This window comes from Pseudomonas sp. KH_021 (genome assembly GCF_057838865.1).
This window is the reverse complement of the sequence record NZ_CM174477.1, coordinates 4,118,899-4,134,830: the sequence shown is the minus strand read 5'-3', so window position 1 is coordinate 4,134,830 and position 15,932 is coordinate 4,118,899. Positions and strand designations below refer to the sequence as shown.

General features: G+C 59.1%; 13 protein-coding genes and 1 riboswitch. Of the genes, 6 read left to right on the top strand and 7 right to left on the bottom strand.

Features of this window, described 5'->3' with window-relative positions; genetic code table 11:
• The first annotated feature begins 5 nt into the window (after nt 1-5).
• The 5 genes from AC3IX4_RS19020 (at nt 6) to AC3IX4_RS19000 (ending at nt 8,088) form a co-directional block, all read left to right on the top strand.
• A complete protein-coding gene (locus tag AC3IX4_RS19020; protein ID WP_489256948.1) occupies nt 6-1,190 on the top strand; it encodes an MFS transporter in 1,185 nt (394 codons plus the stop codon).
• A gap of 99 nt (nt 1,191-1,289) precedes the next feature.
• A riboswitch (cobalamin riboswitch) is annotated at nt 1,290-1,484 on the top strand.
• A 97-nt stretch (nt 1,485-1,581) separates the two neighbouring features.
• Entirely contained in the window at nt 1,582-2,640 is a 1,059-nt protein-coding gene (cobW, locus tag AC3IX4_RS19015) for a cobalamin biosynthesis protein CobW (protein WP_489256947.1), read from the top strand.
• Between the two features lie 3 nt (nt 2,641-2,643).
• Nucleotides 2,644-6,414: a cobaltochelatase subunit CobN gene (gene cobN / locus AC3IX4_RS19010; RefSeq protein ID WP_489256946.1), complete on the top strand. Its 3,771-nt coding sequence runs from the start codon at nt 2,644-2,646 to the stop codon at nt 6,412-6,414.
• 13 nt (nt 6,415-6,427) lie between these two features.
• Nucleotides 6,428-7,432 carry a magnesium chelatase ATPase subunit I gene (locus AC3IX4_RS19005; protein ID WP_489256945.1) on the top strand — a complete coding sequence of 335 codons (1,005 nt, stop codon included), beginning with the start codon at nt 6,428-6,430 and terminating at the stop codon, nt 7,430-7,432.
• Between the two features lie 26 nt (nt 7,433-7,458).
• On the top strand, nt 7,459-8,088 hold the full coding sequence (locus AC3IX4_RS19000; protein WP_489256944.1) for a vWA domain-containing protein: 630 nt from the start codon (nt 7,459-7,461) through the stop codon (nt 8,086-8,088).
• Between the two features lie 94 nt (nt 8,089-8,182).
• Here the strand turns inward: AC3IX4_RS19000 and AC3IX4_RS18995 are convergent, their stop codons facing one another.
• Nucleotides 8,183-8,443, bottom strand: a complete 261-nt coding sequence (locus AC3IX4_RS18995) for a DUF1652 domain-containing protein (RefSeq protein WP_489256943.1) — start codon at nt 8,441-8,443, stop codon at nt 8,183-8,185.
• A gap of 314 nt (nt 8,444-8,757) precedes the next feature.
• On the opposite strand from AC3IX4_RS18995, the gene AC3IX4_RS18990 reads away from it, so the two are divergent.
• Nucleotides 8,758-10,083, top strand: a complete 1,326-nt coding sequence (locus tag AC3IX4_RS18990; RefSeq protein ID WP_489256942.1) for a sigma-54 dependent transcriptional regulator — start codon at nt 8,758-8,760, stop codon at nt 10,081-10,083.
• Between the two features lie 618 nt (nt 10,084-10,701).
• On the opposite strand, the gene fapF is transcribed toward AC3IX4_RS18990, so the two are convergent.
• The 6 genes from fapF to fapA all read right to left on the bottom strand — a co-directional run bounded on the left by fapF (nt 10,702) and on the right by fapA (nt 15,894).
• Entirely contained in the window at nt 10,702-11,970 is a 1,269-nt protein-coding gene (gene fapF / locus AC3IX4_RS18985) for a fibril amyloid transporter FapF (protein WP_489256941.1), read from the bottom strand.
• A gap of 46 nt (nt 11,971-12,016) precedes the next feature.
• A complete protein-coding gene (fapE, locus tag AC3IX4_RS18980) occupies nt 12,017-12,763 on the bottom strand; it encodes a fibril amyloid subunit FapE (RefSeq protein WP_489256940.1) in 747 nt (248 codons plus the stop codon).
• Nucleotides 12,764-12,796: 33 nt separating this feature from the next.
• Nucleotides 12,797-13,477 carry a C39 family peptidase gene (locus AC3IX4_RS18975; RefSeq protein WP_489256939.1) on the bottom strand — a complete coding sequence of 227 codons (681 nt, stop codon included), beginning with the start codon at nt 13,475-13,477 and terminating at the stop codon, nt 12,797-12,799.
• Between the two features lie 65 nt (nt 13,478-13,542).
• Nucleotides 13,543-14,808 (bottom strand): heme utilization protein, encoded by a 1,266-nt coding sequence (locus AC3IX4_RS18970; RefSeq protein ID WP_489256938.1) that lies wholly within the window; start codon nt 14,806-14,808, stop codon nt 13,543-13,545.
• A gap of 56 nt (nt 14,809-14,864) precedes the next feature.
• Nucleotides 14,865-15,455 (bottom strand): fibril amyloid subunit FapB, encoded by a 591-nt coding sequence (gene fapB, locus AC3IX4_RS18965; protein ID WP_489256937.1) that lies wholly within the window; start codon nt 15,453-15,455, stop codon nt 14,865-14,867.
• Between the two features lies 1 nt (nt 15,456).
• Nucleotides 15,457-15,894: a fibril amyloid chaperone protein FapA gene (gene fapA / locus AC3IX4_RS18960; RefSeq protein ID WP_489256936.1), complete on the bottom strand. Its 438-nt coding sequence runs from the start codon at nt 15,892-15,894 to the stop codon at nt 15,457-15,459.
• Between the last annotated feature and the right edge of the window lie 38 nt (nt 15,895-15,932).

Sequence of the window (15,932 nt, the reverse complement as noted above, 5' to 3'; positions counted from 1 at the left end):
CATGGATGATTAAAGTTGATTTTTCGGCCGGAGATAAAATTCCGGCGCTTCTTTTGGTGTTGTCAGCAACAGTATTTTTTGTTGGGTTTACTGAGTTTATGCTCTCGTCAATGCTTTCACCTCTTGCGGAGGCGTTTGGGACTACACCAGTGGGGGCGTCATGGCTGGTCTCGAGCTACGCTTTTTCTTACGCATTGGCGGCTCCACTGTTTGGTTATTTTTCGGATCGTGCGAATAAACGAAAGCTTTTGTTGGGTGCAATGCTTTTTTCTGTACTGGATGGCATTGCAATTATTTATTCCTCGACGCTGGAGATGGCGATTGCGCTTCGGGTTTTTGGCGGCATCGCTTCTGCGGTTTTGATACCCATGGTTTTTTCTCTGCTGTCGGATGTCATCCCTGCTTCTCGGCAGGCGGGTGCGATGGGAGTAGTGATGTTAGGGATGACGTCAGGCATTACGTTGGGACCTGTCCTGGCCGGTGTTCTTACAGATTACTTAGGCTGGCAGGCACCTTTTTTGTTTAGCTCAATAGGTTGCTTGATTATTTTTACTGCAGGGTTCTTTTGTCTTCCCGAACAACCCAAGCCTCTGAGTTCTAGAAAAATGGTTGCTCATTGGTATCGAAATTGGGAGGTGCTGAGACCCCTGATTGCAAAGGGGGCTTGGAATGGTACAGGCGTTTCAGCATTCCTTCTTTCAGGGGAAGTACTTCGTGAGCGCTACGAATTTGGAACCTCGGAGGTTGGCTTCACGGTGATTGCGTTTGGGGCTGGGTTGGGTCTTGGGAATTTGTCCGCTGGCCTGGTACGGCAATGGTGTAAGCATGAGGAGGCAGTGCTTATATGGGCTGTCGTATTACTACTCGCAAGTATTACCGTTTTTATGATGTGCGAGCTCAGTGTGTGGGCGGCAGTGAGTTGCTTGTTTGTTTGGGGAGCTGCATTGGGGGTCGGCGCGCCTTTAAGTACGGTCATCTTGGCCTCGCGGTCCACGTCTGACAAAGGGATGGTCTTGGCGTGTGCGGAAACTTTTAATAATGTGGGGATATTAAGTATCCTGCCAGTTGCCACGTCATTGCTCGTGGTCGGCGGTGCTCGCTTGGCAATGGTTGTTATTTTTATCGGTTTGATGACGGGGCTTGTATTGTCCGTCGTTGATTTCTTTGTCACTGGGCGTAGGCTTCTGTGACCTGTGGTTGATTTGGAATACCGAACCGCCTCTTTTGAGGATTTACCGAATCGGCGGGCAGACAGCCCCCGCGAACATTGACCTCCCCCCACGCACTGCGTAGCCTTGCACCCTCGAGGTTCTGCGGCCCAGGTCGCAGCTAAGACGGGAACGCGGTCAATGCCGCGGCTGCCCCCGCAACTGTAAGCGACAAGAGTCAGGGCAAAGCCACTGCGCACGGCGCGGGAAGGTGCCCGGGCCGCCGACCAACGGCATGCCGCAAGCCAGGAGACCTGCCTCGGACAGCTTCTCACTTTCAACCGGGCGGGGTGATCCGGTGGCGAACGCGCCCGCGTGCCCAACACGCGCGGTTCTCGTCCTGCATGCCCGCCATTTTGCCAAGGGCATCGACATGAAAACACTGGCTAAACTCCCCGTCACCATCGTTACCGGCTTCCTCGGCTCGGGCAAGACCACCTTGCTGCGGCATATGCTCGACAACGCCCAGGGCCGGCGCATTGCCGTGATCGTCAACGAATTTGGCGAGCTGGGCATCGACGGCGAGATCCTTAAGCAGTGCAACATTGGCTGCACCGAAGAGGAAGCCAGCGGTCGCGTCTATGAACTGGCTAACGGCTGCCTGTGCTGTACCGTTCAGGAAGAGTTTTTCCCGGTGATGCGTGAACTGGTGGAACGCCGCGGCGACCTGGACCATATCTTGATCGAAACCTCGGGCCTGGCGCTGCCAAAACCGCTGGTGCAGGCCTTCCAATGGCCGGAAATCCGCAATGCCTGCACGGTGGATGCGGTGATTACCGTGGTCGACAGCCCGGCCGTGGCCGCGGGCACCTTCGCTGCCTTCCCCGACCAGGTCGACGCCCAGCGTAAACTGGACCCGAACCTGGACCACGAATCACCTCTGCATGAACTGTTCGCCGACCAGCTGGCCAGCGCCGATCTGGTGATTCTCAACAAGGCTGATCTGATCGAGCCCGCTGCCTTGGCCGCAGTGCGTGCCGAAGTCGCCGAAGAATTGCCACCCGCGGTCAAGGTGATCGAAGCCAGCAGCGGCCGCCTGCCACTGGACGTGCTGCTGGGCCTGGGCGCGGAGTCGGAAGCCCACATCGATGGCCGGCGCACTCACCACGATCATCATGATCATGAAGAAGACGACCACGATCACGATGCCTTCGACTCGATCTCCATCGAAGTGCCGGCTTCCGATGAAAGCCAATTGCTCGATGCCCTGACCTCGCTGGTGGTTGAACACAGCATCCTGCGCGTCAAAGGGTTTGCTGCCATCAATGGCAAGCCAATGCGCCTCCTGATCCAGGGCGTGGGCACGCGTTTTGACAAGCATTTCGACCGCGCCTGGCGCGCCGATGAACCTCGCAGCAGCCGCTTGGTGCTGATCGGTCAGCAGCTCGATGCTGCGCTGATCGAGCAGCAACTGCGCGCCGCGCTGGTCTGACCCGTGCACCTGCTGCGGACCCAGCCCGGCGGCTTTGTGCCGGACGACAGCATTGCCGATCTCGGCCAGACACCGGCTGAGCTGGTGATTCTCTGCAGCGGCGATTCACACCTGGCACTGCTGGCCGAAACCGCCCAGCAGTTGCCCCAAGATTTTCCCAGCCTGCGCCTGGCCAATCCCATGCAGGTGCAGAATCACGCCTCGGTCGATCTTTATATCGACCAGGTATTGCGCCACGCCAAGGTCATCCTGGTGTCGCTGCACGGTGGCGTCGGTTACTGGCGCTATGGTGTCGAGCAATTGGTGGCGCTTGCCGAGCGCGGTGTGCAATTGATCATGGTGCCGGGCGACGACCGGCCCGACCCTGAGCTGACAGACCTGGGCACCGTCACGGGCCCAGCGGCTGAGCGGCTCTGGCATTTCCTGCGCCAGGGCGGCAAGGCCAATGCGCTGAATCTTTATCGTTGCCTGGCCAATCAATGGCTGGGTCGCGACTATGCCTGGGACGAACCCGAGGTGCTGCCGCGCACGGCGCTGTATCACCCGGCCCATGCCCGGGCGGACCTGGATGACTGGCGCCGTGACTGGCGCGTCGATCAGCCGGTGGTGCCGCTGTTGTTCTATCGCTCGCACCTGCAGGCCGCCAATACCGCATTTGTCGATGTGTTTTGCCAGCGTATGCAGTTGGCTGGGCTCAACCCGCTGCCCATTGCCGTCGCCAGCTTGAAGGAGCCTGCTTGCCTGGCTCAGGTCGAGGACTGGCTGGATGAGGTTAACGCCTCGGTGATTCTCAACACCACAGGGTTTGCCCAGTCGAGCCCTGAAGCCCCGCACCTGCGGCCGTTTCGCCGCGACATTCCAGTGATCCAGGCCATCTGCGCGCAAGACAACCAGCCCGGCTGGGAGTCCAGCGAACAGGGGCTGGGCCCGCGGGACCTGGCCATGCATATTGCTTTGCCGGAGCTGGACGGGCGCATCATTAGCCGGCCGATCAGTTTCAAGGACCTGGCCTGGCGCAGTGAGCGCAGCCAGTCGGATGTGGTCTGCTACCGCGCCCACCCCGAACGTATGGACTTCGTCGCTGAGCTGGCGCGGCGCTGGGCGGAGCTGGCGCGCTTACCCAATCCACAGAAGCGCGTGGCGCTGGTGCTGGCCAACTACCCGACCCGGGACGGTCGCATTGGCAATGGCGTCGGCCTGGACACGCCGGCCGCGGCGCTGAATATTCTGCGTGCGCTGCAAGCCGAGGGTTATCCGCTCCACAGTTTGCCCGACAGCGGCACCGCGCTGATCCAGGCGTTGCTCGGCGGCGTCACCAACGATCTGGACAGCCTCGACCAACGCCCCTGTGCCCAGAGCGTGGCGCTGGAGGATTACCTGGCAGCGTTCGCCCGATTGCCCGAGGCTAACCAACAGGCGGTGCGTGAACGTTGGGGCGAGCCGCAGCAAGACCCGATGTTTCGTAGCGGCCGACTGATGGTCGCAGGCCTGCGCTTTGGCCTGACGTTCGTCGGCATCCAGCCCGCCCGTGGTTATCAGGTTGATCCCAGTGCGGTGTACCACGACCCTGAGCTGGTCCCGCCCCATGGCTATCTGGCGTTCTATTTCTGGCTGCGATACAGCTTCGGTGCCGACGCGCTGATTCATGTGGGCAAGCACGGCAACCTGGAGTGGCTGCCGGGCAAGGGCGTGGGCCTGTCGCAACAGTGCTGGCCCGACGCGCTGCTGGGGCCGATGCCGAATATCTATCCCTTTATCGTCAACGACCCAGGCGAGGGCGCCCAAGCCAAGCGGCGGACTCAGGCGGTCATTATCGACCACTTGATGCCGCCGCTGACCCGTGCTGAAACCTACGGGCCATTGCGCCACCTTGAGCTCTTGGCCGATGAGTACTACGAGGCGCAGTTGCTTGACCCGCGCCGCGCCCAGGCCCTGCAGCGTGACATTCTGGCCTTGGTGCGCGAGACCCATATCGACCGCGAACTGGCGTTGGAAGGTGAGCTGGACGGTGATGCCGATGCGTCAGTCTGGCTGCCACGGTTGGACACGTATTTGTGCGACCTCAAGGAGTCGCAGATTCGTGATGGCCTGCATGTGTTTGGCGAGTCACCGGTGGGGCGCCTGCGCATCGACACCTTGCTGGCGCTGCTGCGCATTCCCCGGGGAGACGGTCGAGGCCCTCACGCCAGCCTGTTGCGCGCATTGGCCACGGCGTTCGGACTGGCTGTCGACCCGCTGGACTGTGATCTGGGCGAGCCCTGGAACGGGCCGCGACCAGACGCTTTGCAGGCATTGGACAGCGCGCTCTGGCGCACCGCCGGCGATACCCGCGAGCGCCTGGAAACTTTCGCGGCGCTACTGATCGAACAGGCCATGGCCGGCACCGAGCAGTTGCCGCAAAGCGATGCCTGGTTGCCAGTGGCTGACATCATTCAGGGCCTGAAAGACACCGTCGCGCCGCGCTTGGACGCCTGTGGCCCGGCCGAGATCGCTGGCTTGCTGGCCGCCCTGGAAGGGCGCTTTGTCCCGGCCGGGCCCAGTGGCGCGCCCAGCCGCGGCCGAATGGACGTGCTGCCCACCGGGCGCAATTTCTTCACCGTCGATGTCCGCAACCTGCCCACCGCCACGGCATGGCGGATTGGCTTTGCCTCCGCCAACCTGATTCTTGAGCGCCATCTGCAAGACCATGGCGACTATCTGCGCCAGCTTGGGCTATCAGTCTGGGGCACCGCCACCATGCGTACCGGTGGCGATGACATTGCCCAGGCCATGGCGCTGATGGGTGTACGCCCGGTATGGGCGACTGGCAGTCAGCGCGTCGATGACTTTGAAATCCTGCCCCTGAGCCTGCTCGACCGCCCGCGCGTGGACGTCACGCTCAGGGTCTCCGGGTTCTTTCGCGACGCATTCGCCAACCTGATCCGGCTGTTCGATGCGGCGGTACAGGCGGTGGCTGCGCTGGATGAGCCGGACGACATGAACCCGCTGGCCGCCAGGGTCCGGCAAGAACGCGAGCAGTTAGTGGCCGAGGGCTTGAGCGCCGACCAGGCCGCACGCCAGGCCGGTTGGCGTATCTTTGGCGCCAAGCCTGGGGCCTATGGCGCCGGCGTGCAGAACGCGATTGATGGCCGGTTGTGGCACAGTCGTGAAGACTTGGCCGAGGTCTACCTCAACTGGGGTGGCTTTGCCTATGGCGGTACTGATGAAGGCACACCGGCACGCGAGCACTTTGCGCGACGCCTTAGCCAGGTGCAGGCGGTGGTGCAGAACCAGGACAACCGTGAACACGACCTGCTCGATTCCAACGACTACTATCAGTTCCAGGGTGGCATGTTGGCCGCCGCCGAAACTTTGGGCGGCGGCGTGGCGGCCAGTTATCACGGTGACCACAGCCAGCCGGATGTGCCGCGAGTGCGCACCCTGAAAGAAGAGCTCAATCGGGTGGTGCGCGCCCGGGCGGTCAACCCGAAATGGATCGAAGGCATCAAGCGTCACGGCTACAAAGGTGCCTTTGAACTGGCCGCTACCGTCGATAACCTGTTCGCCTTCGATGCCACCACGCATCTGATCGACGATCACCATTACGCACTGCTGGCCGACGCCTATGTGCTGGACAGCGATACCCGGGCCTTTATCCAGCAGCACAACCCGCACGCGCTGCGCGATATCACCGAACGCCTGCTTGAAGCCCAGCAGCGTGGGCTATGGGAGGCGCCTGGCGACTACCGACAGGCACTGGAAGAGGTGCTGCTGGACAGTGAAGAAGATGCCTGAACGAGACTCTGCAATGAACGAACTGCCGCATTTCCCCCTGGCCGCCGTAGTGGGGGCCGACGACTTGAAGCTGGCACTGTGCCTGACCGCCATCGACCCGAAGATCGGCGGAGTGCTGATCGAAGGCCCGCGTGGCATGGCCAAGAGCACCTTGGCGCGCGGGCTGGCCGACTTGCTGGCGAGTGGGCAGTTTGTGACCTTGCCTTTGGGCGCAACCGAAGAGCGCTTGGTCGGCACACTGGATCTTGACGCGGCGTTGGGCGAGGGCCGCGCGCAATTTTCCCCGGGTGTGCTGGCCAAGGCTGACGGCGGTGTGTTGTATGTGGATGAGGTCAATCTGCTGCCTGATCACTTGGTGGACCTGCTGCTGGATGTGGCCGCCAGCGGCGTCAACCGCATCGAACGCGACGGCATCTCGCACCGGCATAACGCGCGCTTTGTGCTGATTGGCACCATGAACCCGGAGGAGGGCGAGCTGCGCCCGCAACTGCTCGATCGATTCGGCTTGAACGTGGCGCTAGATAGCCAGCCGCAGCCTGAGGCGCGCGGGCAGATCATTCGACGAAGACTGGCTTTCGACACTGACCCCGAAGGCTTTTGTGCGCAATGGGCTGCGCCCCAGCAGGCCTTGCGCGAGCGTTGCCAACAGGCTCGCGAAACACTGCAAGAGATCGCCCTGGACGATTGGGCGCTGGAGCAAATCACCGCTCGCTGTTTTGCTGCGGGGGTTGATGGCTTGCGAGCCGATCTGGTCTGGCTGCGCGCCGCACGAGCGCATGCCGCTTGGCGTGCAGCATTGGCCATTGAAGCCTGCGATATTGATGCAGTGGCCGATTTTGCCTTGCGTCACCGTCGCCGCGAACACGCCAATCCCCCCTCTAATGCCACAGGGCAGGCGCCCAGCCCCCAGCAGCCGGACGCCGCTGAGCGTGCGCCGGGCCAGTGGGGTGAGTTACCGCCCCAGCCGGTGGCCATCGGCGCGCGCCGCGAAGTGCCGAGCTGGCCAAAAAAGCCCTGAGCATCCACCCGCGACCCGCTCGCGGGATGGATGCCAGACCTCGTGCAGGCCGAGTCGACCAAGGCAATCAAGGGCGCTCGCGCGCGGCTAAACAAGGCTCAGTAGATTGGCTGGCCACTTTACTGGCTGGTCGTCCGAAACGAGCGGTCGATTTGCGTTGGCGTACCCGCAAGGCAGCCCCAGCCCAATTGTGGCTGGTGATTGTCGATGCCTCGGCGTCTACGCGTCGGCACCAGGCATTGAGCCAGGCCAAGGGAATGCTCGTGCAACTGTTCGATCACGCCTATCGCAGCCGCGCACGCCTGGCGCTATTGACCGCCAGTGGCAGCCAGCCCCAATGGCAGCGCCATGGCTTGAAAGCGTCTAGGGCGCTGCGGCCCTGGCTCGATAACCTGGGGGCTGGGGGCGGCACACCGCTGACCGAGGCACTGGAGCAGGCAAGAGCGTGGTTGAGTGTTCGGCAGAAAAGCCATGGGACTGAAGAGCGTCGCTGTATCGTCGTGACCGATGGACGCATTAAACAATGGCAAGACCCTCAAGTCATGGGTTGCCCAAGTATGGTCATCGACATTGAAAGTGGCCCGATCCGATTAGGTCGAGCGCGCCAGTTGGCCAATCAATTGCAGGCCGAGTACCGGCATATCGAAAGTTTGTAAGTAGGAGCCGGCTTTAGCCGCAATGAAAACACCGCGGTTTGCCTAATGTACCGCGGTGCTTTCATCGCGGCTAAAGCCGGCTCCTACTTCGAGCTTACGAAGGCATCGACCAACTTTTCAGGTTATACCCTTGGCCGCTAAGTTCGGCGCGAACTTCCTCGATCAAACTGGCCAGTTGCACAGGATCGGAATAAGTGCTGCTGGACATCTGTTTGGAGCCCAAGGGATTGCTGGTCTTGTCGATGACCCGCAAGCTCAGTTCGCCACTGCCATCACCCCATACAACGCACTGGAAGGGTTCGAAGGCGTGGCCGGCAATCAGAAGTGCTTCGTTGATACGCAGCGGAGCGTTCATGGGGTCAGTCTCTCTGTGTGCCCAAACATGTGTTTTGTCCACCGCGTCGTTGCGGTGAGTTATTGGTTGATGCCCGGTGAGGGGGAGGGAGTCACATAACGTCGAAAGATTTTTTCAGTGTCAGTTTTTTTTACAGTAGTGCTCGCAGCCTCAGACGTTGAATTAACAGGAAAATTCAACGGTACGATGACAAAGTGTCACGCCGGCAGACCAACGGTAGTGGGCCGCGTCAAGTTCATTGCTACTGTTACACACGGGCCAGCCAAACTACTGTTTCTACTCATATTTCCAATAATTGGCGCCAAGGAACGGTCATGCTTGAAACAGCAACCACCCGTCGCCTGTTGATTGTTGATCCATGCGATGACTGTCATCAGTTATTGCCGGGTTTGCGTACCGTGGGTTGGGATGTCGACAGTTGCACGCTCGAAGGTGCTGCAGAGCGCCGTTGTGATGTCGGCCTGTTACGTTTGCAACCCGAACACCTTAAACGCCCAGAAGCGGTCAAAGACCTGATCAGTCGAAGCGGCACTGAGTGGATTGCCGTGCTGAATCAGGAAGTGCTGCGGGTACAGAACGTGGGCGATTTTGTCTGCGAATGGTTTTTTGACTTCCATACCTTGCCCTTCGATGTCTCCCGCGTCCAAGTGACTCTGGGGCGAGCCTTTGGCATGGCACGTCTGCGCGGCAAAGGCTCGATTTATGTGGATGAAGAGTCCCATGAGCTGTTAGGCGACAGCCGACCGATTCGTGATCTGCGCAAACTGTTGAGCAAACTGGCACCCACCGAATCGCCGGTGTTGATCCGCGGTGAAAGCGGTACCGGCAAGGAGTTGGTTGCCCGCACACTGCATCGTCAGTCGCACCGCCATGCCAAGCCTTTTGTGGCCATCAACTGCGGGGCTATTCCAGAACACTTGATCCAGTCCGAGCTGTTCGGGCATGAGAAGGGCGCTTTTACCGGCGCTCACCAACGCAAGGTCGGTCGGATCGAGGCGGCCCATGGCGGTACTCTGTTTCTTGACGAGATCGGCGATCTGCCGCTGGAGTTGCAAGCCAACCTGCTGCGCTTTCTGCAGGAAAAACATATCGAGCGTGTCGGTGGCAGCCAGCCGATTCCGGTGGATGTTCGCGTCCTGGCGGCGACGCACGTGGATCTGGAAAATGCCATCGCCAAGGGGCGATTTCGCGAAGACTTGTACTACCGGCTCAACGTACTGCAGGTGGTGACCGCTCCCTTGCGCGAGCGGCATGGTGACCTATCGATGCTGGCCAACCACTTTTCCCATTTCTATAGCCTGGAAACCGGCCGGCGTCCGCGCAGTTTCAGTGAAGATGCCCTGGTTGCCATGGGCAAGCATGACTGGCCGGGTAACGTTCGCGAACTGGCCAACCGGGTAAGGCGTGGCCTGGTCCTGGCCGAGGGTCGGCAAATCGAGGCCCAGGACCTGGGCCTGCTCAGCCACCACCCGGTGGCACCGTCGATGGGCACACTCGAAGATTACAAGCACCGGGCCGAGCGCCAGGCATTGTGCGATGTGCTCAATCGTCACGGTGACAACCTGAGTATCGCGGCCAAAGTACTGGGTATCTCGCGGCCCACTTTTTATCGGCTGTTGCACAAGCATCAGATCCGCTGACTGAACGATAAATGCCGTTGTGTGCCCATCGCAGCCCTGGCTCCTACCCAAATCTGTAGGAGCTGGGGCTTGCCCGCGATGAATGCGCCACGGTTTGCCTGATGCATCGCGGTGTGGCCATCGCCGCATAGGTATCTACACATCTTTTGGTGTACTGCATTTCGTAGCAGTGGACGAGTAGAACGAGGCCACGTCCGGCTGCGCAGCAGTCGTAAAACCTGGCACTTCAGTATTCAGATACACCGCGAGTACAGGCTTTGCGAGGACTACGTCCCCGGACCTGGCCTCGCTGAACTCGTCTACTGCTACGAATGTAGCCGCTGACGAGGTACGAGGCTGCGATCGGCAGCGAAGCGGCCGTAAAACCTGAGACCGTAATCCATCAGGCACACCGAAGGGCCTGAATTTACGACGGCTTCGCCGCCGATCGCAGCCTCGTACCTCGGCAGCGGCTACAAGAGCCGCGCTGCCCCAGAATTGTGTAGATACCTATGGCCATCGCAGCCAAGGCTGGCTCCTACACGGACCTGTAGGAGCCGGGTTTACCCGCGATGAAAACACCGCGGTTTGTCAGCAACCAAAAAGCCCGCCGAAGCGGGCTTTTTCATGTGGGGGTGCTTAGAAGTAGTACGGGAATTTCAGGCTGAAGGAGAAGTCTGGCGAGTCGTCGGTCAGTCCAATGGACAGGTTGGGGACGATCGTCAGGTTGTCCATAGCGGCAAGGGTCATGCCGATGTTGAAGTTGGCCGCGTTGAAGTCGCTGCTGGGCACCGACTGCCAGTCGCCACCGTCGGGCTTGATCTTGCTCTTGTCGGAGAATTGGTCGGAGAACGAAAACGACATACTCATCTTCTCGTTCAAGGCAAACGCAATACCGGCACCGATCTGCCAGGAGTTGCCAAGTTTCACGTCACCCGGGACTTTGGTGTCGATCTGCGAGCTGATGTCGTCGAAAGAGTCCTGCATGTTGTAGGTGTAGGCCAGGCTGCCGAAGAGCACGGCAGGGTCGTAGGTCTTGACCAGCGAGATACCCGGAGTGATCGACCAGACGCCGTTGCCGGTAGGGAGGTCCTGGGGCACCGACAAGTTGTCGTTGTCGGGGTCGTTGACCAACTTGATGCCGTACGGCTCCTCACCGGTCGGCGCCTTGAGACGCAGCGTGAAGACCGCGTCGGGAAGGTAGGGCGATTCATCCAGGAACTTGTACGCAACACCAAAGTTGACATCGCCGATGTTGGGGTCGCGGGTGACGGTCGCATCGGATGTCACTGGGCCGGCGCCACCTGCGCCGCCAGACGAATAGGTCGACTCGCGGTAGACCACTGGGAGGTTCACATCGAATTGCCAACGCTGATCCAGGTTGTAGCGAGCGGTCAGGTCCAGGGTCCAGTTATCGGCCTTGATACGGTCGAGGTTGATGTTGCCGAGAAAAATCGAGTCCAGTGCCAGGAAGCCATTGAGCGTCAGGGCACGGGTGTCGTAGTGGGTGTAGCTCAAGCCGGTTTCGACGCTGAACTTGCCCCTGCCAAAGAAACCGCTGGCCTCGTCATACAGGTTGGAAACGCTTTGTGCAGGTTCCGAGTCTTCTTTGAGCGATTGCCCGTAGGAGCTGGTCCCCGGTGCCCCTGCGGCCAAGGATTGCCCGCCCTGGGTCTGTTCGGCCGGGGATTTGGTGAGGCGTTTGGGGGCGGGTGTCGCAGGTGTTTCTTCGACTTGGCGAACGCGCTGTTCGAGCACCATCAGCGCGTTCTGTTGTGCTTCGTAACGCTGTTTCAGCTCCATGAGTTCTTGTTTTAGGGCTTCTACCTGTGCGTCCGGTGCTGCTTGCAGCAATGTGGCCGGGAACAGGGTACTCAAACAAACGACTGCTTTTAACGTTCGGTGCATGGGTTAGCCGTCCCTTCTGACTACAGGTGATGAGACAGAGCGTAGATCAGTATCCGAAAGTGCGTAGGCCTTTGAGTTGATCGAGATTTCCGTTGAGCGTGCTGGCTGTCGGCAGGTTGTCGCGCAGCACCACGTTCAACGAAGTGAAGTTGTTGACCTTATTGCCCCCTCCCAGCAAGGTCGTGTTCTGCATCAGTCCACCCTGGGCCAAGCGTTGCGTGGTGGCGCCCTGATTGTTGTTGGCCACGATGTTCAGTTGCACGCCGGTACCGGTGGAGGAGACGCTCAGGGTACCTGCCTCGTTGGAGCTGACCAGGGTCGCGCCCGCGGCCAATGCCTGGCCTATGGGTTGTTGCATGGCGGTTGCCTGGCTGGCCTCTTGGACGTTGATGTCCACGTTGTTGTAGGCAGTGTTATTGTCGCCGGCAGCACGCACGACCTGAGTCACGCCTTCGGTGCTGTTGAGGCCACCACCGCCTGTGACGGTACCGGTGCCCTGTGATTGCATCGAACCATTGCCGCCTTTTTTGTCGATCATCGCGACATAGAACTGTGGCTTGATGGTAGATTGTTGAATCTGCATCGAAGAGGTTGCCCCGATCATGTCACCGTTGGCATTTTGCCAGGTGCTGGTCATGACAATCCCGAAACTGATGATCCTTCCTGGCATGACATAGCGACCCCGCAGGGTGGCCAATTCCGAATCCTTCAGTTCAATGGGTTTGAACGTTTGTGCCTGGGTCGGCAGGCTGGCGGCAATGCAAAGGACAGCCAGCCAGTATGGAGTCTTCATTGGATACTCCCGGAGCTTCATGCTCCCTTGTCATTAGAAGAAGTCGCTTTGGATGAATCCGAAATCCATCAACTCTGCGTCTTGCACCGGGCTGAAGGTGTTGATGCGGTTCTTGGCGGTCAGTGGCAGCGGTGGGTCGAGCAAGGCATTGGCCTTGTCGTAACCCTGGCCTATGACGGCGAAGACGATACCGTTCCAGCCTTTAAGAAAGTCGTCGAAGGTGTAGCGTTTGTGACCCAGGACCGGGTCACCGATATACACCCAGTCTTTGTCGGCTTTTTGCATGACCACAAAGTGTTTATAGCCACGAACGTCCATCAGTACCACGACAGGGATACGGATACTGTGCAGCGTTTCCGGCGCTACCCGGTAACCCCGGGCCCGCATGCCGATGCTTTCTACGTAGTTCTTCATGTCAAGCATGGAAAAACCCTGCACCTGCACCAGATTCTGGTCGGCGTGAGCCAGCATGCCTTCGATGAGTTGATCTTCGGTCACGTCCAGCCAATAGGCCTGGCGCAATATGCTCGCCAGGGCAGCCGCGCCGCAACTGAAGTCGGTTTTCTGTTGAACCAGGTCGGCAAACTTGCGCTCGCGAATGCTTTGGATCGGCTTGTATACCACCGCCCCGCCTGGCAAGACAGAGAGTGGCATGGGTGCGGCTTCACTCAGACTGGCTACACAAAGTAAAAACGCCAAGGCGATAATGCGCATGGTGGGCCGCCTTCTGGTTGGGTTGAAAAAAGGCCCCCAAAACGGGGGCCTCGAGTGTGTTGCAATTACATGGAGGTGTTGGCGATGGCCAACGAGTTGCTTTGTTGGTTGCCTACACCTGCTGCCACGTTGACGCCCACGTTGCCGCTGGAGCCCGTTACCGAGCCGCTCAAGGTGGCGGTGTTGGTGACAGGGTTTGCCCAGCCAGTAGGGGTCAGCACTTGCCAGGTCACGGTGTTGCTCAACTCCCACTCACTAGACTGACTGTAGCTCTTTTCTACGTCCAACGAGTGTTTAGACGATTTGTCGAACGATTTGGCGAACGACGATTTGTACTTGTTATCAAACGAGGACTCGTGTGAATTTTCGTAAGTTTTTTTGATCGATGCGTCGAGCGATACATCGAGGTCTGCTTCTACAGCCACGCTCTTGCTGTGCTGGTGGTAGCCATTGGTCCAAGTCTTGGTTTTGGAAGCGTCAAGTTCAACGTCCAGGTCAGCACTCAAACTGACTTTTTTTGTGTTTTTATAATCCGATTCATGAGAACCGCTCGAACTGTATTTTTTGTAGCCGCTCACATCAAAGCTATGCTTGGAACTTTTATCAAAGCTGAAATCGGATTCCCAATCGGAAGACTGCGAACCGCTGTACGTTGTGGTCAGCGACAGCGTATCCACGGTGTAGGTCCGATCGCCGTTGTTAATCACTACCAGGCCAGGGCCGCTTTGGTGGGCGGAGGCGGAGGCGGTGGCGTTACCCAGCGGAGCGTTGGAGTTGGCAATCGCCATGGTGTTTTTCTGCTGGTTCAGGTCGCCGGCAGCAAGGTTGACACCAAGGTTGCCGCTGCCGCCATTGGCCGAGCCGCTCATCACAGCAGACGCGGTGCTGTTGTAGTTGATGACTTTGTTGTCATTGCTGTATTGCCTCACTTTGGCGGTGGCGTCGGCATTGCCAAACACGAAGGAGTTATCCAGGTCATAATTTGAGGATTGGGCGTTGGCGATGGCTGCCGCGTTGTCTTGTTGGTTGCCGTCGCCTGCAGCCACGTTGACGCCAACGTTGCCGCTGCTGCCCGAAATCGAGTCGGTGATCTTGGCTTTGTTTTGCGTCCCCTCGTTTTTGATGAAATTGTACGTACTGGATTGCTTGTCGTACGCCTTCGCCGTGGCATCGACGTATACTTTTTTGGCAGGTTTTTTGTAGTGATGGCCGCCGCCGTGATAGCCACCTCCGTAATAGCCGCCGTTACCACCTTCTTCCGCTTGTACAGCAACAGCCATGACCGCAGCAATTGCGAAAACCAGAGGCTTTAGTGCCATTGAAGGTTTCATGGTGATTCTCCGTACTTGATTTTTTTTAGGTTAAGTGTTGTTCTTTCCTGCTTGGGTCAATCAACGACCCGTACGCTTAGGGTGTTGGCCATTCGGTTTCCCACCCCGGCGCTCTGATTCAACTGAACCACCCCACGACTACCGGTGAAGGCCTGGTCGCTAGTAGCGACCTGGCGATAGCCGGGTGCGGAATCAGTTGAATCGGAGTTGTTGCGCAGCGCCACGTTCTGTTGCTTGAGGACGCTGTCATCGATACTTTGCGGCTGAGCACTGACGCTGATCCGCAGGGCATTGGCTTGCTGTGTGTTGGCACCCGCGCTCTGGTTGACACCCAGTACGCCATTGCCGTGACTAAAAGAGTCGCCTTCAATACCGGATCGGGCGCCGACCCTAGGGTCGGCAGGGGTGCGCAACCGTTGGCGAATCTGGGTGGTTGCGCTGGCATCACGACCAATGGCGATTGCCCGGGCATTGGCCTGTTGCTGTAGATCGCCTGCAGCCTGGTTGACGCTGAGGTTGCCCCGGTACTGCTTGCCAGAGTTGTCGATGTTGGCGTTATCGATCACAGGGACTTGATAGATCACAGGGGACTGGGCATAAGCCTGCGCACTGCAGAACATGGCCAGGATCAGTAGAGTGCGACTCATTTCACCGGCCTCCGGTTATGATTTTCAGAGCGCCCAGGCCTTGCTGGACGTTTGAATTGACCATGTCGGCGATGCCGCTACCGGAGTTTCCAGAACGCCCACCGGCCATATTGGGCAGTTGCGTCTGGTTGTTGATATTGCTGCCCAGGTTGTTGGTTTGTTGAGTGATCATCGAGGAGATGCCGGCACCGCTGGCGACGCTGGCAAAGTCATCATCGCTCAACTCGTTCGTCTGCCTGAGGATCTGCGCGGACGGGTTGGCATTGACGGTGGTGGGGTTCGGGTCTGGAATCAGGGGGGCACGCGTTGCATTGCGGGTTTGGACATCACGGGTAATGGTGATGAGCCCATTGTCGGCTTGGACAGGCAGACTGACGGTCGATCCCAATGCACATCCGATCAGCAGGAGGCGATAAATGCCTTTATCAAATTTCCCCACGACGGCAATTCCTTCTGTAAATAGATCGCTGGCCCTTT

Coding starts and splice junctions, on each gene's coding strand:
- AC3IX4_RS19020 (WP_489256948.1), top strand. CDS start 6: ATGATTAAAGTTGATTTTTCGGCCGGAGATAAAATTCCGGCGCTTCTT.
- cobW (WP_489256947.1), top strand. CDS start 1,582: ATGAAAACACTGGCTAAACTCCCCGTCACCATCGTTACCGGCTTCCTC.
- AC3IX4_RS19005 (WP_489256945.1), top strand. CDS start 6,428: ATGAACGAACTGCCGCATTTCCCCCTGGCCGCCGTAGTGGGGGCCGAC.
- AC3IX4_RS19000 (WP_489256944.1), top strand. CDS start 7,459: ATGGATGCCAGACCTCGTGCAGGCCGAGTCGACCAAGGCAATCAAGGG.
- AC3IX4_RS18995 (WP_489256943.1), bottom strand. CDS start 8,443: ATGAACGCTCCGCTGCGTATCAACGAAGCACTTCTGATTGCCGGCCAC.
- AC3IX4_RS18990 (WP_489256942.1), top strand. CDS start 8,758: ATGCTTGAAACAGCAACCACCCGTCGCCTGTTGATTGTTGATCCATGC.
- fapF (WP_489256941.1), bottom strand. CDS start 11,970: ATGCACCGAACGTTAAAAGCAGTCGTTTGTTTGAGTACCCTGTTCCCG.
- fapE (WP_489256940.1), bottom strand. CDS start 12,763: ATGAAGACTCCATACTGGCTGGCTGTCCTTTGCATTGCCGCCAGCCTG.
- AC3IX4_RS18975 (WP_489256939.1), bottom strand. CDS start 13,477: ATGCGCATTATCGCCTTGGCGTTTTTACTTTGTGTAGCCAGTCTGAGT.
- AC3IX4_RS18970 (WP_489256938.1), bottom strand. CDS start 14,808: ATGAAACCTTCAATGGCACTAAAGCCTCTGGTTTTCGCAATTGCTGCG.
- fapB (WP_489256937.1), bottom strand. CDS start 15,455: ATGAGTCGCACTCTACTGATCCTGGCCATGTTCTGCAGTGCGCAGGCT.